Here is a 20,362-nt window from a genome sequence, read left to right as displayed (position 1 = left end):
GGGGGATTGATCTATGGAAAATTTTCTGACGCTGGGGGGTAATCCGACCCATGACGCGTTCGGCACCATCGCCATAAGGCTGCTTGTCGCTGCGGTTCTCGGTGCGCTTATCGGGCTCGAGCGCGAAGTCAAAAAACACTCGGCCGGGCTCAGGACGCATATGCTGGTATCGACTGCGGCGGCCACGTTCACCATCATGACGTTCGAAATCTATCATGAGATGGTCGATCTTAATGCGGACAACATCGCCCGGCTCGACCCCATTCGCGTAATCGAAGCGGTAACGGCGGGCGTAGCCTTTCTGGCCGCGGGTGCAATCATCCGGTCCGGCACCGACATAAAGGGGCTTACAACCGGCGCGGGGCTATGGATGGCCGGGGCCATAGGGGTTGCCGCCGGCGCCGGCTTTTTCTCGGTCGCCGTCATGGCGACGGTTCTGGTTCTGGTCATTACAGTCGCGCTCCGCCCCTTTGAAAAGCGCTTTTTGGAAAAGAAGGATGACCTCTAGCCTGCCATGGAACCGTCGGCGCGATCCGCTCCTTTCTCTCTAGCGAGAAAGGAGCGTCAAATGCCCGCCAAATCCAAAGCCCAGCAGAAAGCCGCCGGTGCAGCTCTCGCTGCGAAACGTGGCGAGATGCCAAAAAAGGACCTCAAAGGTGCTTCGCGCGAGATGGTCGACTCGATGACCGAAAAGGAACTTGAAGATTTCGCGTCGACCAAACGTGAGGATCTGCCTGACAAGAAGGACTGAGCTGGTCGCTACCCCAACACCGTTTGCCGTGGGGTGAGGTTCTAAGCGCTCAAATACCTAAAATTTAGATCAAATGCATGCTGTAGGTTTGCAATCGGTTTTACCACGTAGGTGTAGTGTTGTGCGCAATTGGGGGTACGCGCTGGTCCGACTCAGATGCACTTCATACCCGTAGGTGCAAAGCAGACAGCCACGGAGAAGCCCAATGCCGACAGCATACCTATTGGCAAAAGACCGCATTGAGCAGGCGCGTGTCATGCTGGCAAACGATGTCTGGTTCGATGCGGATATGGACCGCCTTCTGGGCGTGGCGATCGCCAGGCTGGACGACCTGGATGCGCGGTTATCCGACGATGTGGTCATCATGACGCCAAAACCGTCCGAGGTCTCGGCCCGCATGCGGTTGATGCCCTGGCTGGACAAAAGGTAGACGCCAATCATTGACGGCGCCGGAACCAGACGGGCTGCCCGAAATTTGCTAGAAAGCGTGTATATCGAAAGACGAGTGATTCTTTCTCGGCGCGCGCTCAAACGCTTTTGACAGGGGATTCCGATCGGCACCGCACCGCACGACACTGTCCTAAACAAGGCAGCCATCCGCTGGAGCCTGTCCAAGTTGACCCAGGTGGCGGAAACGCCCGAAACCTGGACATACAAGGTTCAGCGGGACGACAATAGCTTGGCTGCTCTACGCATTTACAAGCCTGGCGCATCGGACCCCGAACGGGCCGGCGACCTGCTTGAATGGTATCGTGGAGACGGTGCCATTCGTCATTTCGGCACAGCCGAAAATGCGATTCTGACCGAGTGGGCGGAGGGACGGATGCTGTCCGAACCTGCCTTGGATGGGAAGGATGCACAAGCAACTGCAGCCATAGCCAACCTTGTGGGCATGCTCCATGTTGTCCGCCCCGACGAGCCGGAAAACCTTGTCTCGCTTCGCACCTATCTGAGCGATTTCTTTGCAGCCGATGTGAGGATATGGCCCGACACTGCACGTGACCTTTACGCGCGTTCAGTGGGCATCGCTTACGCGACCCTCGACAAACCCGCCGCGGAGATCCCGCTGCATGGCGCCGTGCATCACGATCGCATCGTGCTGGCGGAACGGGGCTGGATTGCACGGTCGCCAATCGGGCTGTGGGGCGACCCGGCCTATGATCTGGCCGCCAGCTTTCTGCATCCCTGGGGCAAGGTGAAGCTTGCCGCCGATCCGATCCGGATCAATGCGATGGCCGACGTTTTTGCTGCCAAGCTCGGTCACAAGCGCAAACGCATCCTTGCCTTCGCGGCAATCTACGCCGCCAACTCGGCCTGCCAGGCTCTCGCTGCTGGCGAATCCATCAACTGGCACCTCGCCGTTCTGCCCAATCTGCTCGCGGTTTACGACCTCGCCTAGGCGCAAAGCGCTTGGGCCCACCACTCGGACAACCTTGTTCCGTTTCCTCGAGATTTTTGAAATTTGTCCTTTTGAGCGGCAAGTCGGGCCGAAGCCTTAACGTCATTGCTGGATAGCGCAGCCGGCAACGGGCGCAGCGAGCTGATGACAACCTTCTGAAGCTGAGCGATCTTCTGTTCAAGCCGCTCGGAGTTCATATCTTGCGACAAGCTTCAATGGACTAAGAAGAAGTGGTGCCCAGGGACGGAATTGAACCGCCGACACGCGGATTTTCAATCCGCTGCTCTACCAACTGAGCTACCTGGGCATCTGTTCGGGACTAATCAAAGCCCCATGTTGGTGGCCGGGTTATAGGCAGTCCGGGCCGGGCTGTCCAGCACTCCGAGACGAATTTTGTGAGTGGACAACACTTTTTCTCAAACCTTTGTCGCCACACCCAAAAAGAGTAGCCGAAGCGAGCGATCCGACGAGCTAAAGCCTCAATCCTCGTCCATCTGAATTGGCGTGTCCGCCTCGTCCTCATCCGCGGACGACTTGGCACCAGGGATTACATAATTGCCCTTGAGCCAGCGGTTAAGATCGACATCAGCGCAGCGCACCGAACAAAACGGATGGTATTGCTGAATCGACGGCTTACTACAGATCGGGCAAGGCTTTGGCGTGCGCAGACGCGTTACGTTGTCGGGCATTATCAGACCCCTGGCAGTGTCGTCGCGTTAAGCCAGTTGAACTGGACGGGATACCCCTCCCCGGTCAAGAGGCCAACGGTTTCGAAAAGAGGCAACCCTACAACTGCTGAATACGAGCCGCTCAGCTTGACCGCGAAGGCTCCGGCGATCCCCTGAATGGCATAGCCACCAGCCTTGCCATTCCATTCTCCGCTGGCCAGATAGGCCTCAATTTCCTTGTTGGATAATCGCTTGAAGCGGATGCGGGTTTCAACGAGCCGCTCGCGCGCTTGACCCGATGCTGAGAGCACGCAGACACCGGTAAAAACCCGATGCGCACGACCCGAAAGGAGCCGCAAGCAATTTGCGGCCTCATCCATCGTCTCTGTCTTGGGCAGAACGCGGCGCCCGACCGCCACAACGGTATCGGCAGCCAGGATCACCGATTCGGCTGCCATACCGCCTTGACGTGCCTTGTTACGCACCGCTACGGCCTTGGCATGGGCAAGACGCTGCGCCAGCCGACGCGGCAGCTCACCCTTCTCAGGCGTTTCGTCGACATGCGCAGGAATCAGATGGTCGGGTTCAATGCCGATCTGATTGAGAAGCGCGAGCCGACGCGGCGACGCCGAAGCGAGAATGAGATCGGGGCGTCTGCTGGACACTATCGGCTCACGAGGCAGGTTTACTTGAAGCGGTAGGTAATGCGGCCCTTGGTCAAATCATAGGGCGTCATCTCCACGAGCACCTTGTCGCCGGCCAGAACGCGGATACGGTTCTTGCGCATGCGCCCGGCTGTGTGGGCGATGATCTCATGTTCATTCTCGAGCTTTACGCGAAAAGTCGCGTTGGGAAGCAATTCGGTGACAACGCCCGGAAATTCGAGCACTTCTTCCTTTGCCATTCTTTCTCCTGATATTGCCCCAATGAGGATCGCGAATGCGGACTGAGGCCTTCCAAAGGCCCACACTCAACTGCGGGGCGCGATTTGGCGCGCAAACTAAACGCAAACGCGAATAATTGAAAGGCCCTGATTCAGGCCTGCTTTTTGGCCCTGTAGAGCATGGGTTCAAGGGCCGTGCATAACTTGCGATCCATGGTGTCGCGCAGTTCGCGATAGGCACCCAGAATCACGTCCCGACTGCCTTCCAGTTCCGATGGATCAGCTGGCGACCAATGCTCCATGACGGCGGCCTCCAATCCCCGCTCTGCCACTGCCTTTTTCGCGTCGTCAGCCAGTGTGACGATAATATCGAAATTGGATGCCACGAGCTCATCCATCGTGTGGGGGGTGTGGACCGACATGTCGATCCCGATCTCCTCCATGACCTCGTGCACGAAATGATCGACCTTGCCCGAGCGGACACCGGCGGAGCGGGCAACCAGACGACCGGGGAAATGCTTGCGAGCCAGTGCCGCAGCAATCGGTGAGCGGACGGAATTCATAGAACACACGAAGAGGATGGTCGGAAGCTGGCTTTCCTGCTCGGTGACCCGAGCGGCGTATGGCTGAACGGCGCAGATGAGAGTGAAAAGCCGGCGGGCAGTCTCAAGGTCCATCACCAGCTTGTTGTTCAGGCGCTCGATCAGCAGCTCGGCTGCCTGGTTATGAAGACCACGTCGCCCCATATCCACGGCTTCGATCTGAAACGTAGAGGCCGAACGGATCGCCTCGTAGTAACTTTCGCGGATGCGGAAGTAATCGCGGATCAGGCTTCGGAACGGAGTGAGTGAAAGATAGTGAGCGGCAATGGGACTGAAGGTCTCGGGATGACGGACGTCGAGCACGATATGGTTATGAATGATCGACAAATGCAGCGCATATGGTCCTTTGGCCGCGACGCGCGCAGGATAAAAGCGGTTAGAATCGACAATATCGTAAATGGCAACGCGCCATTCGTGAACTTCGTCAGGATCCACGGAAGTGATAGTTGTCGGGTCGAGCGTAACCGTTACGATCCTGTCTTTATCGGGATCGAAGGGTCGCTTCTCCATCAGCGGTTCAGCCTTATGGAAACCGATTTTCCATGCGCTTCGAGTCCCTCGGTTTCCGCCAGCGTCACCGTGGCCTCCGCCAGCTCGGCAAGGGCGCTCGACGTGCAACCCAGGATCGAGGTCCGCTTGACAAAATCGAGCACGCCCAGTCCAGAGGCAAACCGCGCCGAACGCGCCGTAGGCAACACATGGTTGGAGCCGCCCACATAATCGCCGATCGATTCGGGCGTGTTGTGGCCGACAAAGATCGCTCCGGCGTTTCGGATCCTGTCGATCCACGGCTCGGGCGCATCGAGCGCCAACTCGACATGTTCGGACGCAATTCGGTTTGCCAGGGGCATGGCCTCATCAAGACTGCCCACTGTAATGATCGCCCCGAACTCCTCCCAGCCCTGACGGGCATTGTCGGGCGCGCGCAGCATTGCCAACTGCCTTTCGACCTCTGCTTCGACGGCGCGCGCCAAAGCGGGATCGGTGGTCATCAGGATCGATTGTGCCCCTGCCCCGTGCTCGGCCTGCGCCAAGAGATCGGCAGCAACCCATGAGGGATTGGCCGACCCATCAGCGATGATGAGCACTTCTGAGGGACCGGCAATCATGTCGATGCCCACAGTTCCAAACACCTGACGCTTGGCAGCAGCCACATAGGCGTTGCCAGGACCGGTGATCTTGGCAACCGGAGCAATGGTTTGTGTACCGAACGCCAGTGCGGCAATCGCCTGTGCGCCGCCGACACGGTAAATTTCAGTCACACCAGCAATTTTTGCTGCAGCGAGAATGGCGGGATTGACCACGCCGTTTGGCGTTGGCACCACCATTGCCAACCGCTCAACACCAGCCACCTTTGCAGGTATGGCATTCATAAGCACCGAGGAGGGGTAAGATGCGAGCCCGCCGGGGACATAGAGCCCGGCCGCTTCAACCGCGGTCCAACGGCTCCCCAACGTCACACCGATCTCATCTGTATAGATGTGATCCTGGGGCATCTGTTTTTGGTGATGGGCAGTAATGCGCCTGTGCGCCAGAACAAGCGCATCGCGAATCTGGGGTGCTACGGCTTCATAGGCGGTTTCGATTTCGTCGTCGGAAAACCGCATTGTCTGCGGCGTGAGTTCCAGTCCGTCGAATTTCCGCGTGAGCTCGATCAGCGCAGCGTCGCCGCGGGCGCGAACATCGGCAATGATTGTCGCGACAGTGGAGCCAACCTCGAGCGAGGCTTCGCGCTTGGAGCCGAGAAGAGTTTCGAAAGCCTGCGCGAAATTCGGCTCTGCGCTTGAAAGAAAAACAGTCATGGTGTGGCTGATCGCGTCCCGGTCAGTCGACGTCGTGTTTTGGCTGGGCTTTGGCGGCCCATACACCGCCGAGATCGCGAAGACGGGCTTCGAGACACTCGACATCGAGGCGCACCCTGCCACCGCCGGCAAAGGTAAGCAAGACCTGGCCAGCAGGGGCATCGGAAGGTTCAAATGTTACAGCGAGCAACTCGAGAACACCCTCTTTGGAGTTGAGGTCAAACCCTTCTGCATGCGCTGAGGTGACGTGATCGAAATGCAGCCCGGCGCGCTTGCGTTGGCCGCGCTTGTCTCCCGTCTCCCAAGCGTATCGATTGATGAGCAGCACGAAACGCCGATCATTTTTCGAATATCCCATATCGCCCACACGGACGACAGCGTCCTGGACATGGGCGGAAACGATCTCGAGGTCTTCGCTGTCGAGCGCCAAAAGCTTGAGGTCGGTCATGGCTGCCTTGGATAGAGGATCGGTTGAGGTCATGGCCAACATCTGGGCATTTGCTGCCCAAAGTGCAAGCGCATTCTGCCGCTGGTGCTTAACCGGCGATCCGCTCGATCTCCGCCCCGCAACGCGAAAGCTTGTTCTCAAGGCGTTCAAAACCGCGATCGAGATGATAGATGCGGTTGACCACGGTTTCGCCCCGCGCCGCCAGCCCGGCTATGACCAGCGAGACAGAAGCTCGCAAATCGGTCGCCATGACCTGAGCGCCTTTGAGTTCGGGCACGCCGGTCACTGTCGCGACCTGACCATCCACATGGATGTTGGCGCCAAAGCGCGCCAGCTCGGCAACATGCATGAAACGGTTCTCGAAAATCGTTTCCTTGATCACCGACACACCACTTGAGCGCGCCATGAGCGCCATGAACTGAGCTTGCAGGTCAGTCGGAAATCCCGGGAACGGTTCAGTCTCCACATCGACGGACAGGATCGCATCGCCACTGCGCTTGATCCGTACGCCACCAGACTCGGGAGTCACATCGACACCAGTGCGCGCGAGCACGTCGAGCGCGGACTGGAGCAGTTCGGCCCGTGCGTTGCGCAGAAACACTTCCCCGCCGGTCATCGCGGCAGCAAAGGCATAGGTACCCGTTTCAATGCGATCAGGAACGACTTCGTGGATAGCGCCGCCAAGCTTTTCAACGCCTTCAATGACCAGACGGCCGGTGCCGATACCGGAAATCTTCGCGCCCATAGCGACAAGACATTCGGCAAGATTGGTCACTTCCGGTTCAAGCGCAGCGTTTTCGATAATCGTGGTGCCTTCGGCCAGTGTCGCTGCCATCATCACCACATGGGTGGCGCCAACCGAAACCTTGGGGAAATTGACTGTAGCGCCTTTCAAGCGGCCGCCAGGAGCGCGCGCCAGCACATAGCCTGCATCGATTTCGATTTCGGCACCAAGCTGACGCAAGCCATCGAGATAAAAATCGACGGGCCGCGTTCCGATGGCACAGCCGCCCGGCAGGGAAACCTTGGCCCGTCCCTCACGCGCCAGGAGTGGGCCGATCACCCAGAAACTGGCGCGCATCGTCGAAACCAGCTCGTAGGGCGCAGTCGTATCGACGATATCTGAGGCCGTGAATGTAATCCGCTGACCGCCCATCTCGGTATCGCCGCGCCGCCGACCATGTACGGCGATATCAACACCGTGATTTTCGAGAATGCGCTCAAGCTGCTTGACGTCCGCAAGACGCGGCACGTTGACGAGAACCAAAGGCTCTTCGGTCAGAAGCGAGGCGATCATCAGGGGCAGCGCCGCGTTCTTGGCGCCCGAGATATGAATTTCGCCATTGAGCTGATTGCCACCCACGATGCGGATGCGGTCCATACGGCACTCCTTGAACAGGGAATTTTGCGCGAATCGTCCTCGAAAAGCCGATGCGAAGGTTAAAGCTGTTGGTAACGCAGCCCGGAACAGGCTGCAACAAACGGCGGGATCAGTTGTCTTTTTTGCCAGCTGGCGGATGTATCGAGGCGTCAGCCTCCTTCTCTTGTTCCGATCCACCGGCAGGCGCTGTGCGCGCTTTGGCTTGCGCTTTGCGGCGGCGCAAATTTTCCCGCAGCTTTGCGGCCAATCTTTGGTCACGATCAGAATTGGACATGGGCTGGACCCTGACGAACGACATTGGCGTTCTAGTGGCAGTTTTTTGCCCTTGCGTCCACACAAGGCCTGTGGCAGTAGAGGCCCGCATTCAGATGGCTCCGGCCATTGAAGCCCGGCGCTGCTGTAGCTCAGTGGTAGAGCACTCCCTTGGTAAGGGAGAGGCCGACAGTTCAATCCTGTCCAGCAGCACCATTTCTCTCCGATAAGTTCCGGCATTTCGCCTTTCAAGCAACGTTGATGCTTTCCCGCGCGTTATCGGGAAAAGGAGAGTTTTTATGGTTAGATTGAGTGTCGCCTTCATTGCCCTGCTTGCGGTTCCACAGGCCATGGCACAAGTGGTGACGCCGGTGACCCCCGTCGCCGCCGAAGTGACCGTGGTTCCCGGCGAGATCGAGGCTCCGCCGCCAGGAGCGGACGATCTGGATGAACCGGTCCCGGACAATCCTTATTACGATGACCGCTCGACTGCGGCTGCTGTCATTGAATCGTTCTATAATGCGATTAGCCGCTCGGAATATCTGAGGGCATGGTCCTACTTCGCTCACGCTGATAGTGCCGATCAGCAGGCCGATTTCGAAGCGTTTGCAGCAGGCTATCAGGACACAGCATCCGTACAGCTTGTAGTCGGGCCAGAAATCACCGAAGGCGCCGCCGGAACGATATATTATACGATTGCAGCTGCCATTGAGGCGACCAGGACCGATGGCTCTACAGAGAGTTTTGCAGGGTGCTACACGCTCCGACTGTCCCAGCCCGCAATACAGGCCGCGCCACCGTTTGAGCCGATGGCCATTACCGAAGGCGAGTTGAGCACCGCCGAAGGCAAACTTGAAGACATACTTCCAGGAAGCTGCGAGGCCCCCTAAACAGCTCCCATGTCCCGATTCTGCGACAGTTGAGCAACACAGCACCCCTCGCATGCCTGGCGCGACATCAGCACAGTTGAGACCGGTCGCGATTTGCAGTTGACTAGAGCACTCGTGTGTAAGGTTTTGTCGATGCGCGTCTCTTTAGCAGTCATGGCTGGTGTCCTGGGGCTTGGGTATACGGCCCCGGCGTCTGCGCATGGCTTTTCCAATATCGAAGCTATCAACAGATGTGACGCCTATATCGAGAGCGCCATCAAGCCCGAGGTCAGCGCGAGCTTCAAGGAACGTTACAAGATCACCTGCTATTTCGGGCTGATCGACCCCCTGATCCATGAAGACCATGAGGGCGTATGCTTACGCACTTCCAGCGCGTTTCCGGGCAGAGCCGGTGAATTGGCCGAGTTGATGTGCATGGGCACCTACAGGGCTTACCTCGAAGAGAACGCGACTGCCCAGTAGAGGTCGCGGAACCGTGAGCCGGTTCTGACCGTTGAAGACTCCGTGTCCTTGCATGGAGAACCGCTATGGCCAATTTCAGCTTGTCTAACGGGGTTGAAAAGCCCGTCAAATCCCAGCTTCGCGAACTCAGACATCAACTAAATTCGATTTCGAAAAGCCTTGCCGATCATGGCCTGGATTTCGAGGATCTTGCCGACGAAGCCGAGGATTTCGTTCACGGGGCGCGCAAAAATGCCCGCCGCGCCGCAAAACATGCCCGCAAAGATATCGACGTCCTTTCACGCGCAGCGCACAAGGCGCCGGCCAGCGCGGGCGCCGTTCTGATCGTCGCGGCAGCTGTCGGATTCGGATTGGGCTACCTTCTACACATCGCCCAGGACAACTGATGTAGCTATTTGCCCCGACGCATGGCATCGGCAAGTGCAGCACCGAACGCGCCTTGCGTCGGCTCTTCTGGCCTTGTGGGCTTCTTCGGCCGTGGGGCACCGCCCCCGGTGCGCTCGGGGCGGTCGTTGCTGCGGTCCGGCGTTGCGTCTCGGCGCATCGAGAGGCTTATCCGCTTTCTCTTAGCGTCAACGTCCAGCACCTTGACCTTGACGACATCGCCGGCCTTGACCACTTCATGGGCGTCCTTGATGAAGCGATCAGCGAGTTGGGAGACGTGGACCAGGCCATCCTGATGGACCCCAATATCGACGAAGGCGCCAAACGCAGCGACGTTGGTTACCGTTCCCTCAAGCATCATTCCCGGTTTGAGATCCGAAATCTCCTCTACTCCGTCGGCAAACGTCGCCGTCTTGAACTCCGGACGCGGATCGCGTCCGGGTTTTTCCAATTCGGCAAGAATGTCGCGCACCGTTGGAAGACCGAATGTGTCATCGACAAAGCTTCGCGGATCGAGCTTTTTTAGCGCAGCGCTATCGCCCATCAACTGGCGGATGTCGCGGCCGCAAGCCGAAACGATCTTTCTTGCAACACCATAGGCTTCGGGGTGCACCGAGGATGCATCGAGGGGTTCTGCACCGTCGCGAATACGCAAGAAGCCTGCAGCCTGCTCGAACGCCTTGGGGCCAAGTCGAGCAACTGCAAGCAGATCCTTGCGCGCCGCAAATGCACCATTGAGATCTCGGTGCGCGACAATGGCTTCGGCGAGCGAGGTGCCAAGCCCTGAAACCCGCGCGAGCAACGGGGCAGAGGCGGTATTGAGATCAACGCCAACTGCGTTCACGGCGTCTTCCACCACCGCATCGAGCGATTTAGCCAACCGATACTGATCAACATCATGCTGGTATTGCCCGACCCCGATCGATTTTGGTTCGATCTTGACCAGTTCGGCCAGCGGATCCTGCAGGCGGCGGGCAATCGAAACCGCGCCCCGCAGCGAAACATCAAGGCCGGGCAGCTCGTTTGAAGCGGTCTCAGACGCGGAATAGACCGAAGCACCAGCTTCGCTGACCACCACCTTGAGCGGCTTGGGCGCCGGGATCATCGTTAGCATGTCGGCCACCAGTCGCTCGGTTTCACGGCTGGCCGTGCCGTTTCCGATGGCGATGAGATCGACTTTGTGGCGGGCGACCAGCGCCATCAACACGGCAAGGCTGCCCTGAACGTCGTTGCGCGGTTGGAACGGGTAGATGGTTGCAGTATCGAGAACTTTGCCTGTTGCATCCACAATGGCCACCTTCACTCCGGTGCGAATACCGGGATCGAGTCCCATCGTGGCTCGGTTACCGGCTGGCGCAGCCAAGAGCAAATCTTTGAGGTTGCGTGCAAACACAGCGATGGCCTCATCTTCGGAACGCTCGCGCAGCCGCCCCATCAGGTCGACCGACAAATGCAACCAGAGTTTGACCCGCCAACTCCAACGCGCCACATCCATAAGCCATTGGTCGGCAAGCCCGCCATCAGCGCGGATTGCAAAATGGGCAGCGACCATGGTTTCAGCTGGCTTGTATTTGCCTTCGGCGTCCGCGTCGATTTCGAGATCGACGGACAGCACGTCTTCATTGCGGCCACGCAGCATCGCCAGCGCCCTATGGCTGGGCACCTTGGACCAGGCTTCAGCGTGGTCAAAATAATCGGAGAACTTGGCGCCCTGCTCCTGCTTACCCTCAATCACACGGGCGCGCAGGATCGCCTTACGCTCCATATAATCACGCAGTTTGCCGATCAGATCGGCATCTTCTGCAAAGCGTTCGGCGAGAATGTCGCGTGCACCCTCAAGCGCGGCTTTGGCGTCGGCGACGTCGTCGGAAAGATAATTTGACGCCTCGGCACTTGGATCAAGTCTGCGATTGTCAAACAGCGCGTTGGCCAGCGGCTCAAGACCGCGTTCGCGCGCGATCTCTGCCTTGGTGCGGCGCTTGGGTTTGTAGGGTAGATAGATGTCTTCAAGCTCGGATTTGGTCATGACGCGGGCGATTTGCGTGGCGAGTTCGTTGGTCAGCCTGCCCTGAGAGTCGATAGACTGCACGATTGCCGCCCGGCGTGCCTCGAGTTCGCGAAGATAGCCCAGGCGCGTTTCCAGCGTCCGCAATTGGGCATCGTCCAGCCCGCCGGTGACTTCTTTGCGGTAACGAGCAACGAAGGGGACAGTCGCACCGCCATCGAGAAGATCTACGGCCGCTTTGACCTGTTCGGGGCGGGCCGAGATTTCAGTTGCGATAAGTCCGGCGATGGCTTTTGCGATGTCGGTCATGGGAACCTGGAACTGATCAAAAGATTGCCGGACATTAGGCGGCGATCTTTTCCCGTGCAAAGGATCAATCGTCGCGTCCACAACATGAAAAGGACTGGTTCCGAGCAATCTTGTGGCTAGTTGGCAACACTGGCTCAAGCACAGCATCGCATCACCGCTCCGTGACCGAGCAGCGCCTTTATCGCGCCACTATTGGCAAGGTAACCCATGGGCCATGATCCGTTACCTACCAATCATAATGCTCGCCTTTGGCCTATTACTGGTGTCGACCTCGTTTGCGTCCGCGCGAACGCTGGACCACCTGCCTGTCGAACAGGGGCAAACATGTGAGGTTAAGGGTGCCAAGGCTGAGGCCGGAACAAGCGTCCCTGCCAAGATGACCCGTTGCTGGAAGCAATTCGGGTTGGGCATTTTAGTGCCCGGTTGTCAGTTTCATGCCCAATTGGTGCGCATTGATCAACCGCCTGTACCCGAATTCTCGTCGAGCTGGCCTCTGCCTCTCGACCCGACGGTCAACGAGGGCGTCGCGCCGCTGCTCGACATCCCCCCGCCACGCGCCTGAGGGCTGGCACCACCAATAGATTGAATTTTTGATTGGCGCGCGCCTTGCGCCGCAATAACCGTGAGATATTGAAATGTCTGAACTCATCCTGTCCCGGCGCGGCTTCATGGCCGGCGCTTCAAGCCTCTTGGCGCTGACTGCAGCGGGTTGCGCGACCACCACGCCCCCGAAAACCAAAATCCAACTGCCACCGCCGATCTCACCCGAGGTCGTCGCAATGTACGCAGCACGGCCCGACGAGAAGTTCCCCATTCCCGCCGTAGACCTGCGCTATCTCGATCAAAAATACTATCGTCAGCGCGTGCCCTATCCCACTACCGAAAAAGTGGGCACGGTAATCGTGGATACGCCAAATTTCTATCTCTACCACGTTGAAGAGGGCGGCACGGCCATGCGCTATGGCGCCGGCCTCGGGCGCGCCGGTTTCGAGTGGTCAGGACGTGGCCATATCGCTTACGCGCGCGAGTGGCCCGTCTGGACGCCCCCTTCGGAAATGGTCGATCGCCAGCCGGAACTGGAAAAGTGGCGCAATGGCCAGCCTCCCGGCCTCGATAACCCGCTTGGTGCGCGTTCGCTTTATATCCATGAGGGAAATCGCGATACAATTTATCGCGTGCATGGCACAGGCGAGACCTGGACCATTGGCCAGGCTGTCTCTTCAGGCTGCGTACGTCTGCTGCATCAGGATATCATCCACCTCGCGGACAATGTTCGGTTCGGATCGACAATCGTGGTGCTCTAGAGCCGATCGGCTTTATATTTAGCCTTTAACGAAGAAGCGCGCCCTGTCTGCGGGGCGCCCTTCTTGCATCTTCTTTGTCGCAATCGATTAGTTGCGGATCGGAACAATCCGAATTTCGACGCGACGGTTCTGAGCGCGCCCGGCTTCCGTCGAGTTGTCGGCAATCGGATTGGCCATGCCGCGCCCTTCGACAAAGAAGCGGCGCGGATCGACGCCATACTGGGCCAGAAGGCGCTGCACAGAGGTGGCGCGCTGCTGGGAGAGCGTAAGATTATAGCTCGAGGACCCCGTGGAGTCGGTATAGCCGATGATATCGACAAGGGTCTGGTTGTACTCCTGAAGGACAAGAGCAACAGAGCGCAACGTGTTCTGGAACCCCGGCTGGATGTCCGACTGGTTTACGCCAAAGGTAATGTTGGATGGCATGTTGAGGACGATGTTGTCCCCCACGCGGGTAACCGAAATGCCGCTGCCTTGCAGCTGAGAGCGAAGCTGAGCTTCATGCTGGTCCATGTAGTTGCCCACAGCACCGCCGGCCAGCGCGCCAACGCCTGCACCGATCAAAGCACCAATCCGGCTATCGCCCATGGCGGAGCCAATCAACGCGCCACCGATAGCGCCGCCGCCCGCACCCACCAGGGCACCGCCCGCGGTGTTGGAAATCTTGGATTCCCCTGTGTAGGGATTGGTGGAACAGCCAGCGAGCAAAAGTGCTGCGAGGGCTGTGAAGGCAATTGCCGTTTTTTTCATAATGAGCTCACCGCTTTGTGATTATTGCCGCGATCATTGCTGGCCGATTGCGGCAGGAACGTGATTGTGGCCGAAACGTAGCCACCACTGTTCTAGGCTGTTTTTGCGCGCCTGTCAGTCCCGGACGTCGGCATACGCGCATCGGTTCGGAATGCTGACAGCCGCTCATAGAGTTCGGCAACTTCAAATGAAAGATCGCGCCCCGCTTCGCCGGCCTGGATGACAAAGCCTGCGTTTTCCTGTGTCAATCTGTCGAGCTGCACGATTGCCGCGTTGATCTCGCTCAGGGATGACGCTTGATGGCCCGATGCTTCCGAGAATGTCCGCATATGCTCGGAAATTAATCCGACCTGCTGGACGATGCCAGACAATGCTGTTCCTGTACGCCGGACGAGCCCGACTCCATTTTCCACTTCCTTGCCCGAGGTCGAAACCAACGCGGCGACATCGCGTGCAGCCTGGGCGCTGCGCTGTGCCAGCGACCGCACTTCGGTCGCAACAACGGCAAATCCCCTTCCCGCTTCCCCTGCACGAGCGGCTTCGACCGCTGCGTTCAGCGCCAAAAGATTGGTCTGCAAGGCGATATCGTCGATAACCGAGATGATCGACGATATCCTGGTGGACGATTGCTCGATCCGATGCATTGCCTCGACAGCCTCTTCAACAACCACGCCACCATTCTGGGCGGCACTGTTTGCACCTTTGGCAAGATCGGCTGCAGCGCCCGTACCCGCGGCTGTTTCGTTGACATTAGCCGTCACTTCATGAAGCGCGGCGGAGGATTGTTCAATGGCTGAAGCCTGCCGTGCCATGCGGTCGCTCAGATCATGCGCCGAGCCGGCAACGGCGCCGGCATTGCGCGCAATCGTATCCACTGAAGCCCTGATGCCGACCACAGCCTGTTCAAGACTGGCTGCAGCGACATTGAAGTCTTCTCCCAACGTCGCAAAATCGCCGGGGAAGGCTTCTTCAATACGCGTATCGAGATGGCCCGCTGCAAGCTCACCCAAGGCGTATCCCGTTTTGGCAAGCACGTCTTGCTGCACCCTGGCTTGTTGCTCAGCCGTCTTGCGCCCCTCTTCGATCCGCCCCTCAAGGGCAGCAAAATAGCTAGAGACCGCAAGATCGACATCAATCATGACGGCCTTGACCATGTCGGCCAGGCTCGCAGCCATCTCCTGGGTTGCGGCAACCAGCTCTTCAGGTTTGCGTTTCCGGAAGCGGGGCGCGTTTTCGGTCATCCAGTCGGTCATCACGCCCTTGATGAGGGCTTCGACAACCATGCCGTATCCACCGATGTACCATTTGGGCTCAAGTCCGATCTGGGCATGACGATTGCCGATGCGCTGACTCGCCTCATAATAAGAGGCATCGAGCTGGCCGGTGGAGATAGCCCGCCAGTGCGCAGACTGACGGGACTTGGCAGTGTCCATTTGCGGGCGGCCGGAAAAAAAGCTCGCCACGGTGCTCGTCGCTTCGATCTTGTCGTAAAACCTGTCGAGTGCGGGCTCAAGGTGCTTGAGTATATAAGGGCTTATGTTGGCCAAGCGTTCGGAGGCAGCATTGTCGAACCCGATAAAGTCGAGGCGATCAGCAATGGGATTGGTCGTCAGAGAAGCGCGGGAATGGCTCATGAAAAATGCAATCGGCTATAAGAAACTGCCCTGAACTATAGGTCCAGCCAGTTAACGATGCCTTTGGAGCCAGGGCCGTGTTTCGCGGCATTGGGTCGCGCCACCGCAGTGGGGGTGTAACAACTATTAACTGTATGAACTGGCGATGAAGTCCGATTGAAGCGTGTCATGCGACAATAATGGCGAGATTTTGCAATGACATCCCGCCCCACGATTTGTTAGAGATCATATGGCCCGCAGGATTGGGGCTTAGAAACGACAAAGACGTTGCCAAAATCAAGGCACGCCAGATTGCTAAGAATAAGCGCCGCCGCACCCTTGTCCGGTGACGCCATTGGAGTAGGCCTCATGGACTATCGCGGCATCTTCGAAGATGCGATCGACGCCCTTCGAGTTGAAAAGCGCTACCGCGTTTTTGCCGACATCGAACGTATTGCCGGTCATTTCCCTCGTGCTCTCTTCCGCGACGGCGCGGACAACGCACGGGAAATTACCATCTGGTGTTCAAACGATTATCTGGGCATGGGCCAACACCCAGCAGTGATCGGCACCATGCAGGAAACAGCCGGCCGGCTCGGCGCGGGCGCCGGTGGAACACGCAATATCTCGGGCACCAATCGTCCCCTTGTCGAACTTGAAAGGTCGCTGGCCGATCTGCACCGGAAAGAGGCCGCACTGGTCTTCACTTCGGGTTTCGTTTCCAACGAAGCCACGATTTCGACAGTGGCCAGGCTGATTCCCGATTGCCTGATCCTCTCCGACCAGCTCAATCATGCATCCATGATTCAGGGCGTGCGGCAGTCGGGCATGGAAAAAAAGATCTTCCGCCACAACGATCTTGCCCATCTGCGCGAATTGCTCGCAGCTGCGGGCAAGCAACGCCCGAAGCTGATTGTCTTTGAATCTGTCTATTCAATGGATGGTGACGTCGCGCCGATCGAGGCAATTGCCGACCTGGCCGATGAATTCAACGCCATGACCTATATCGACGAGGTCCATGCCGTTGGCATGTACGGCCCGCGCGGCGGCGGCATCTGCGAGCGCGACGGACTGATGGATCGGATAGACATCATCGAAGGTACTCTGGCCAAGGGCTTTGGCGTGATGGGTGGTTACATCACGAGCAACAAGGCCATTGTCGATTCCGTGCGGTCCTACGCGCCCGAGTTTATTTTCACCACGGCACTGCCGCCTGCACTTTGTGCGGCAGCACGCACCTCGATCGAGCACCTCAAGGTATCGACTGTCGAACGCGAGGGCCAGCAGCGGCAAACTGGCCGCGTCAAACGGGTGCTGGCCGAAGCCGGCCTGCCGGTTCTGCCAACCGATACCCATATCGTTCCGCTGATCGTCGGCGATGCCCGCTTGTGCAAGGCGGCAAGTGACATGCTGATGGACAGGCATAACATCTATATCCAGCCCATCAATTATCCGACGGTGCCCAAAGGCACCGAGCGGCTGCGCATTACACCGACGCCCTATCACACTGACGACATGATTGCCGAGCTGTGCGACGCGCTGATCTCAGTCTGGCAGCAGCTCGATCTCCCGCGCGATTTCGATATGTCGAAACTCATGGAAAACAAGCTGGTCGTTGGTGACCTGACGCTTCCAACGGTCGGGGGATAGATTCATTTGCCGTAGGCGGCAGCCGTGGCGCATGTGAGAATGGTCTAGCGTGAGAACCAGCTTTCCATGCCGCCCATGGAATTTGCTCCCATGGCCATGATGTCGGTCAGTCGTGTTGTGGATTCATAGCTTGATATGGCTGCGGACAGAAGATTTTCGCTGATCCCAGCCGCAAGCCTTTCATCGGCGCTCATCGACGAATAGATGGCGATGATATTGCGGGAAAAGGCGGTTGGGTCCCCACTTCGGGCTGCGTCCTTGTAGGACTCCGAGAGCGCCAAATTGGCACGGAGCCGGATCTCGGATTTGGCAGCGTGCTCTTCCTCTGGTGAGAATGAGCCTTCACGATTGAGCGCCATGGCTGAAACTGCGCGGGAACCGAATTCACCGAGGTCAATGAAGTGGCCCGGACGCTTTTTGTCGAAGGTCGCCCGCGTACCCGCCTCGTCTGCCGCAGCATAGCGTTGGTCGAGAATGTTGCGAAGGTTTCCGACCAGCGAGCCAGCAAATTCGCCTTCGATGTCCCCCGAAGAGCGGGAGGCCAGCCAGGCAGCCACCGGGTCACCATCAATTTTCGAAGGGAATTTGGCAGGGTCGCTATTGAGAGCGATCAGGGCCTTATCGATTGCATTGCGCGCTGCCTGCCAGGCCGGTTCGGCCTTTTGCTCGGCGCTCAGCCCGTCGAAATGATCGGCAGCAGCTTTGTAAAGCGCCCGAAAGTCTCCAGTGACATCGCTGACACCGGCAGGGCCCGAGAGCGCCAGCGACAATCGGCGTTCCATTTCAAGTTCGGCGGCTTTGCGTTCGTCGCATGTGAAAAGGCCGTCATCGGTCTTTGCGATTGCAAACAGCTCGCGCTGACTCAGACTGCTCATGTCGAGCGCAATTTTGCCGTCCTCAAGAGGATTTTGACGTCCCGCCTCGGACAATAATGTATTGAGCGTTTCGCGCACCGCCGCGACGACGGTTGCAAATTTGACCTCTACGCTCGCGGCACGCGCCGCGTCGGACAAGGTTACGATTGTCGCCTGGTCGTTGCCACGCTGATCACCGGACTTTGACGCTGGCGCATTGGCACCGCCGCCGTAAGCTTGAGTTGCCGGGAGAGCGTAGAATCCCTTTCCACCATAGCTTGTGACCTGCATCACACTTTTCTCCGTTGGAACCGATCGGGTTACATGGAGCAAGTTTCATGCCTAGATTTTTCTCATTATATTACAAGTACTTAACTAAGCCACTCCTGATGATGGCCGGTCAATTTTGCCGGGTTAGTGCAAAAATTGACCGGTCAGCGTTCAGCTATTGCAAGCTAAAATTGGTTGGGCCGTGCGGGAACTGGCCACCTGAGGTTTCCGGGACGTCGTCACCCACTGTATCCAGCGCGAAATTACGGGCCCAAACCGCGCCCTGCTCCATCAGGAAGAACCCGAGATGAATACTCTCGGCTGAATAGGGAACGTCCAGTACAACACTGCGCTCAGTCCAGTCAGTATCACCCCTAAGGGCGCCGTCTTCAGTGCGGCGCAGCATGTTGTCGAAACGCAGATATCTGCCGCCGCCGCGGGGATCGATACGCATCCAGAGCGTTCCAGCCGTCGCGCCGAGGGTTTTGAGCTCAGCCTTCAACATCAAACGTTTCCCGCGAAACGATTGCGCTGAAAACGATTGCATGAGCACGCCGGTGTGATCTTTCGGAATTTTTGCACCCGCGCGTGAAGCAATCATGGCGACACCAGTCTGATCCGGCGCGATGCCCATGCAGTAGAGTTCATGACTTGAATGGGAAGCCGCAAACCAGCCCTCTGGCATCTGAAGATCTGGTCGTGCTTGTCGTAAACCGCGAGCCGACAACACGTTCCAATCTGCATAGCCTAACTGGCGCGCGACGAGATCGAGGCACTGGCCATGAGACAATTCATGGCCATGTTCGGCCAAAGCGTTTCGGAGCGATTTCGCCATGGTTTTTGGTGCTGGCGTTTCCAACATGATCTGATCCTTGCTGGGCAAGAAACTTTGTCAGCGCTCGCGTTACCGACAGTCTGCCCAAAAAGGTCAAACCACGGGTCCAATGTGTGCATTCACCAGCCCTTGAGGGCGCGAGCGGCGGGCTGCACAAACCTTCGTCAATCTGGCATTACACGCGTGACGCTGTCAATCGATCAGGGCATGGCTGGTTGGGCTTGTTCGAAATGAGCCAGCTGGTCATCAAACGCCTTGATGAATGCCGGCCGTGATGTGGCGCGCTCGACATAGGCACTAAGGTTGGCGAAGTTATCAAGAGCGCCGCGCTTCAGAGGTATACGCAAGACGTCCGCCATCAAAATATCGGCGATTGTAAAGCGCGATGCCGCCAGCCAGTGGCTCTCGCCCAGCGCCGCCGAGAGCTTTTCGACGCGTGCGCTCAACCAGCCGGACAGGGGGTTATCGCTCTGTCCGGGACGATCGATGAACCACCATGGGACGCTCACCATTTCTATCGAGTTCAGCGCTGCGATGACCCACTGGAGGGTATCAGCCTCACCCTGAGGATTTCGGGGCATAAGCTTTTCGCTCTTTCATCCCAGATGCAGCAGGATCGCACCGCTTTCAAACAGCGTGATCTCATCGTCTTGTATGAATGGGATTTGTCCGAAGGGCTGACGCTCCAAGTGCTCAGCATCACGATGGTGGAATGGGGTCGTGACAACCCGATAGTCCAGCCCGGCCTCTTCGAGTGCCCAGCGTATCCTGAGATCGCGCACGAACCCGCGTGGACCTTCCGGCACCCAATCATAGGTGGTGAGAACAACCTGACTGGTCATCGCTTACA

General features: G+C 58.1%; 22 protein-coding genes, 2 tRNA genes and 1 pseudogene. 11 read left to right on the top strand and 14 right to left on the bottom strand.

From position 1 onward, the window contains the following. The first annotated feature begins 13 nt into the window (after positions 1-13). The 4 genes from ACN0TA_RS03635 (at position 14) to ACN0TA_RS03620 (ending at position 2,150) form a co-directional block, all read left to right on the top strand. Entirely contained in the window at positions 14-508 is a 495-nt protein-coding gene (locus ACN0TA_RS03635; RefSeq protein ID WP_417579899.1) for an MgtC/SapB family protein, read from the top strand. A 60-nt stretch (positions 509-568) separates the two neighbouring features. Further along, positions 569-751, top strand: a complete 183-nt coding sequence (locus tag ACN0TA_RS03630; RefSeq protein WP_417579897.1) for a DUF3008 family protein — start codon at positions 569-571, stop codon at positions 749-751. A 205-nt stretch (positions 752-956) separates the two neighbouring features. After that, the gene (locus tag ACN0TA_RS03625) at positions 957-1,181 is read left to right on the top strand and encodes a hypothetical protein (protein WP_417579895.1); all 225 of its coding nucleotides are present in this window, start codon (positions 957-959) and stop codon (positions 1,179-1,181) included. Positions 1,182-1,298: 117 nt separating this feature from the next. Continuing rightward, positions 1,299-2,150, top strand: a complete 852-nt coding sequence (locus tag ACN0TA_RS03620; protein ID WP_417582046.1) for an aminoglycoside phosphotransferase family protein — start codon at positions 1,299-1,301, stop codon at positions 2,148-2,150. 231 nt (positions 2,151-2,381) lie between these two features. Here ACN0TA_RS03620 and ACN0TA_RS03615 read toward each other — a convergent pair. The 8 genes from ACN0TA_RS03615 to murA all read right to left on the bottom strand — a co-directional run bounded on the left by ACN0TA_RS03615 (position 2,382) and on the right by murA (position 7,934). Beyond that, positions 2,382-2,457: transfer RNA gene (locus tag ACN0TA_RS03615), tRNA-Phe, on the bottom strand. 172 nt (positions 2,458-2,629) lie between these two features. Continuing rightward, positions 2,630-2,839 carry a DNA gyrase inhibitor YacG gene (yacG, locus tag ACN0TA_RS03610; protein WP_417579893.1) on the bottom strand — a complete coding sequence of 70 codons (210 nt, stop codon included), beginning with the start codon at positions 2,837-2,839 and terminating at the stop codon, positions 2,630-2,632. Positions 2,840-2,841: 2 nt separating this feature from the next. Continuing rightward, a complete protein-coding gene (locus ACN0TA_RS03605; RefSeq protein ID WP_417579891.1) occupies positions 2,842-3,483 on the bottom strand; it encodes a Maf-like protein in 642 nt (213 codons plus the stop codon). A 20-nt stretch (positions 3,484-3,503) separates the two neighbouring features. Then, complete coding sequence (gene infA / locus ACN0TA_RS03600) at positions 3,504-3,722, bottom strand: translation initiation factor IF-1 (protein ID WP_004435948.1); 219 nt, start codon at positions 3,720-3,722, stop codon at positions 3,504-3,506. A gap of 131 nt (positions 3,723-3,853) precedes the next feature. Beyond that, on the bottom strand, positions 3,854-4,813 hold the full coding sequence (locus ACN0TA_RS03595; protein WP_417579889.1) for a UPF0262 family protein: 960 nt from the start codon (positions 4,811-4,813) through the stop codon (positions 3,854-3,856). After that, positions 4,813-6,105 (bottom strand): histidinol dehydrogenase, encoded by a 1,293-nt coding sequence (hisD, locus tag ACN0TA_RS03590; protein WP_417579887.1) that lies wholly within the window; start codon positions 6,103-6,105, stop codon positions 4,813-4,815. Before hisD ends, ACN0TA_RS03595 begins: the two co-directional genes overlap by 1 nt. A gap of 22 nt (positions 6,106-6,127) precedes the next feature. Continuing rightward, positions 6,128-6,586, bottom strand: a complete 459-nt coding sequence (locus ACN0TA_RS03585) for a DUF2948 family protein (RefSeq protein ID WP_417579885.1) — start codon at positions 6,584-6,586, stop codon at positions 6,128-6,130. Between the two features lie 55 nt (positions 6,587-6,641). Continuing rightward, the gene (gene murA / locus ACN0TA_RS03580) at positions 6,642-7,934 is read right to left on the bottom strand and encodes a UDP-N-acetylglucosamine 1-carboxyvinyltransferase (protein WP_417579883.1); all 1,293 of its coding nucleotides are present in this window, start codon (positions 7,932-7,934) and stop codon (positions 6,642-6,644) included. A gap of 393 nt (positions 7,935-8,327) precedes the next feature. Here murA and ACN0TA_RS03575 point away from each other — a divergent pair. From ACN0TA_RS03575 to ACN0TA_RS03560, 4 genes are all read left to right on the top strand, one after another. Beyond that, positions 8,328-8,402, top strand: a tRNA-Thr gene (locus ACN0TA_RS03575). Between the two features lie 83 nt (positions 8,403-8,485). Next, positions 8,486-9,076 carry a hypothetical protein gene (locus ACN0TA_RS03570; RefSeq protein WP_417579881.1) on the top strand — a complete coding sequence of 197 codons (591 nt, stop codon included), beginning with the start codon at positions 8,486-8,488 and terminating at the stop codon, positions 9,074-9,076. 132 nt (positions 9,077-9,208) lie between these two features. Then, on the top strand, positions 9,209-9,538 hold the full coding sequence (locus tag ACN0TA_RS03565) for a hypothetical protein (RefSeq protein ID WP_417579879.1): 330 nt from the start codon (positions 9,209-9,211) through the stop codon (positions 9,536-9,538). 65 nt (positions 9,539-9,603) lie between these two features. Continuing rightward, positions 9,604-9,924 carry a hypothetical protein gene (locus ACN0TA_RS03560; RefSeq protein WP_417579877.1) on the top strand — a complete coding sequence of 107 codons (321 nt, stop codon included), beginning with the start codon at positions 9,604-9,606 and terminating at the stop codon, positions 9,922-9,924. Between the two features lie 5 nt (positions 9,925-9,929). Here ACN0TA_RS03560 and ACN0TA_RS03555 read toward each other — a convergent pair whose 3' ends face one another. Then, complete coding sequence (locus ACN0TA_RS03555; RefSeq protein ID WP_417579875.1) at positions 9,930-12,236, bottom strand: Tex family protein; 2,307 nt, start codon at positions 12,234-12,236, stop codon at positions 9,930-9,932. Between the two features lie 214 nt (positions 12,237-12,450). On the opposite strand from ACN0TA_RS03555, the gene ACN0TA_RS03550 reads away from it, so the two are divergent. Then, the gene (locus ACN0TA_RS03550) at positions 12,451-12,798 is read left to right on the top strand and encodes a hypothetical protein (RefSeq protein WP_417579873.1); all 348 of its coding nucleotides are present in this window, start codon (positions 12,451-12,453) and stop codon (positions 12,796-12,798) included. A 73-nt stretch (positions 12,799-12,871) separates the two neighbouring features. Then, positions 12,872-13,540 carry a L,D-transpeptidase gene (locus ACN0TA_RS03545; protein WP_417579871.1) on the top strand — a complete coding sequence of 223 codons (669 nt, stop codon included), beginning with the start codon at positions 12,872-12,874 and terminating at the stop codon, positions 13,538-13,540. Between the two features lie 87 nt (positions 13,541-13,627). Here ACN0TA_RS03545 and ACN0TA_RS03540 read toward each other — a convergent pair whose 3' ends face one another. Next, positions 13,628-14,293 (bottom strand): OmpA family protein, encoded by a 666-nt coding sequence (locus ACN0TA_RS03540; RefSeq protein WP_417582044.1) that lies wholly within the window; start codon positions 14,291-14,293, stop codon positions 13,628-13,630. A gap of 89 nt (positions 14,294-14,382) precedes the next feature. Further along, entirely contained in the window at positions 14,383-15,924 is a 1,542-nt protein-coding gene (locus ACN0TA_RS03535; RefSeq protein WP_417579869.1) for a methyl-accepting chemotaxis protein, read from the bottom strand. A 348-nt stretch (positions 15,925-16,272) separates the two neighbouring features. Between ACN0TA_RS03535 and hemA the strand changes: the two genes are divergently transcribed. Beyond that, complete coding sequence (gene hemA, locus ACN0TA_RS03530) at positions 16,273-17,553, top strand: 5-aminolevulinate synthase (RefSeq protein ID WP_417579867.1); 1,281 nt, start codon at positions 16,273-16,275, stop codon at positions 17,551-17,553. A gap of 44 nt (positions 17,554-17,597) precedes the next feature. On the opposite strand, the gene ACN0TA_RS03525 is transcribed toward hemA, so the two are convergent. The 3 genes and pseudogenes from ACN0TA_RS03525 to ACN0TA_RS03515 form a co-directional block, all read right to left on the bottom strand. After that, positions 17,598-18,701 (bottom strand): hypothetical protein, encoded by a 1,104-nt coding sequence (locus ACN0TA_RS03525; protein WP_417579865.1) that lies wholly within the window; start codon positions 18,699-18,701, stop codon positions 17,598-17,600. Between the two features lie 151 nt (positions 18,702-18,852). Continuing rightward, positions 18,853-19,512: a glyoxalase superfamily protein gene (locus tag ACN0TA_RS03520; protein WP_417582042.1), complete on the bottom strand. Its 660-nt coding sequence runs from the start codon at positions 19,510-19,512 to the stop codon at positions 18,853-18,855. Positions 19,513-19,712: 200 nt separating this feature from the next. After that, positions 19,713-20,354, bottom strand: a pseudogene (locus ACN0TA_RS03515) (glutathione S-transferase family protein). Between the last annotated feature and the right edge of the window lie 8 nt (positions 20,355-20,362).

This window comes from Pelagibacterium sp., assembly GCF_048264985.1.
Lineage (GTDB): Bacteria > Pseudomonadota > Alphaproteobacteria > Rhizobiales > Devosiaceae > Pelagibacterium.
This window is presented reverse-complemented; position numbering and strand designations above follow the sequence as displayed.

Excerpts from the sequence above, each read along its gene's own strand:
- infA (WP_004435948.1), bottom strand. The coding sequence starts at position 3,722 with ATGGCAAAGGAAGAAGTGCTCGAATTTCCGGGCGTTGTCACCGAATTG.
- ACN0TA_RS03550 (WP_417579873.1), top strand. The coding sequence starts at position 12,451 with ATGATCCGTTACCTACCAATCATAATGCTCGCCTTTGGCCTATTACTG.
- ACN0TA_RS03635 (WP_417579899.1), top strand. The coding sequence starts at position 14 with ATGGAAAATTTTCTGACGCTGGGGGGTAATCCGACCCATGACGCGTTC.
- hisD (WP_417579887.1), bottom strand. The coding sequence starts at position 6,105 with ATGACTGTTTTTCTTTCAAGCGCAGAGCCGAATTTCGCGCAGGCTTTC.
- ACN0TA_RS03555 (WP_417579875.1), bottom strand. The coding sequence starts at position 12,236 with ATGACCGACATCGCAAAAGCCATCGCCGGACTTATCGCAACTGAAATC.
- hemA (WP_417579867.1), top strand. The coding sequence starts at position 16,273 with ATGGACTATCGCGGCATCTTCGAAGATGCGATCGACGCCCTTCGAGTT.
- ACN0TA_RS03565 (WP_417579879.1), top strand. The coding sequence starts at position 9,209 with ATGCGCGTCTCTTTAGCAGTCATGGCTGGTGTCCTGGGGCTTGGGTAT.
- ACN0TA_RS03570 (WP_417579881.1), top strand. The coding sequence starts at position 8,486 with ATGGTTAGATTGAGTGTCGCCTTCATTGCCCTGCTTGCGGTTCCACAG.
- ACN0TA_RS03595 (WP_417579889.1), bottom strand. The coding sequence starts at position 4,813 with ATGGAGAAGCGACCCTTCGATCCCGATAAAGACAGGATCGTAACGGTT.
- yacG (WP_417579893.1), bottom strand. The coding sequence starts at position 2,839 with ATGCCCGACAACGTAACGCGTCTGCGCACGCCAAAGCCTTGCCCGATC.
- murA (WP_417579883.1), bottom strand. The coding sequence starts at position 7,934 with ATGGACCGCATCCGCATCGTGGGTGGCAATCAGCTCAATGGCGAAATT.
- ACN0TA_RS03560 (WP_417579877.1), top strand. The coding sequence starts at position 9,604 with ATGGCCAATTTCAGCTTGTCTAACGGGGTTGAAAAGCCCGTCAAATCC.
- ACN0TA_RS03585 (WP_417579885.1), bottom strand. The coding sequence starts at position 6,586 with ATGACCTCAACCGATCCTCTATCCAAGGCAGCCATGACCGACCTCAAG.
- ACN0TA_RS03630 (WP_417579897.1), top strand. The coding sequence starts at position 569 with ATGCCCGCCAAATCCAAAGCCCAGCAGAAAGCCGCCGGTGCAGCTCTC.
- ACN0TA_RS03535 (WP_417579869.1), bottom strand. The coding sequence starts at position 15,924 with ATGAGCCATTCCCGCGCTTCTCTGACGACCAATCCCATTGCTGATCGC.
- ACN0TA_RS03520 (WP_417582042.1), bottom strand. The coding sequence starts at position 19,512 with ATGGCGAAATCGCTCCGAAACGCTTTGGCCGAACATGGCCATGAATTG.
- ACN0TA_RS03625 (WP_417579895.1), top strand. The coding sequence starts at position 957 with ATGCCGACAGCATACCTATTGGCAAAAGACCGCATTGAGCAGGCGCGT.
- ACN0TA_RS03545 (WP_417579871.1), top strand. The coding sequence starts at position 12,872 with ATGTCTGAACTCATCCTGTCCCGGCGCGGCTTCATGGCCGGCGCTTCA.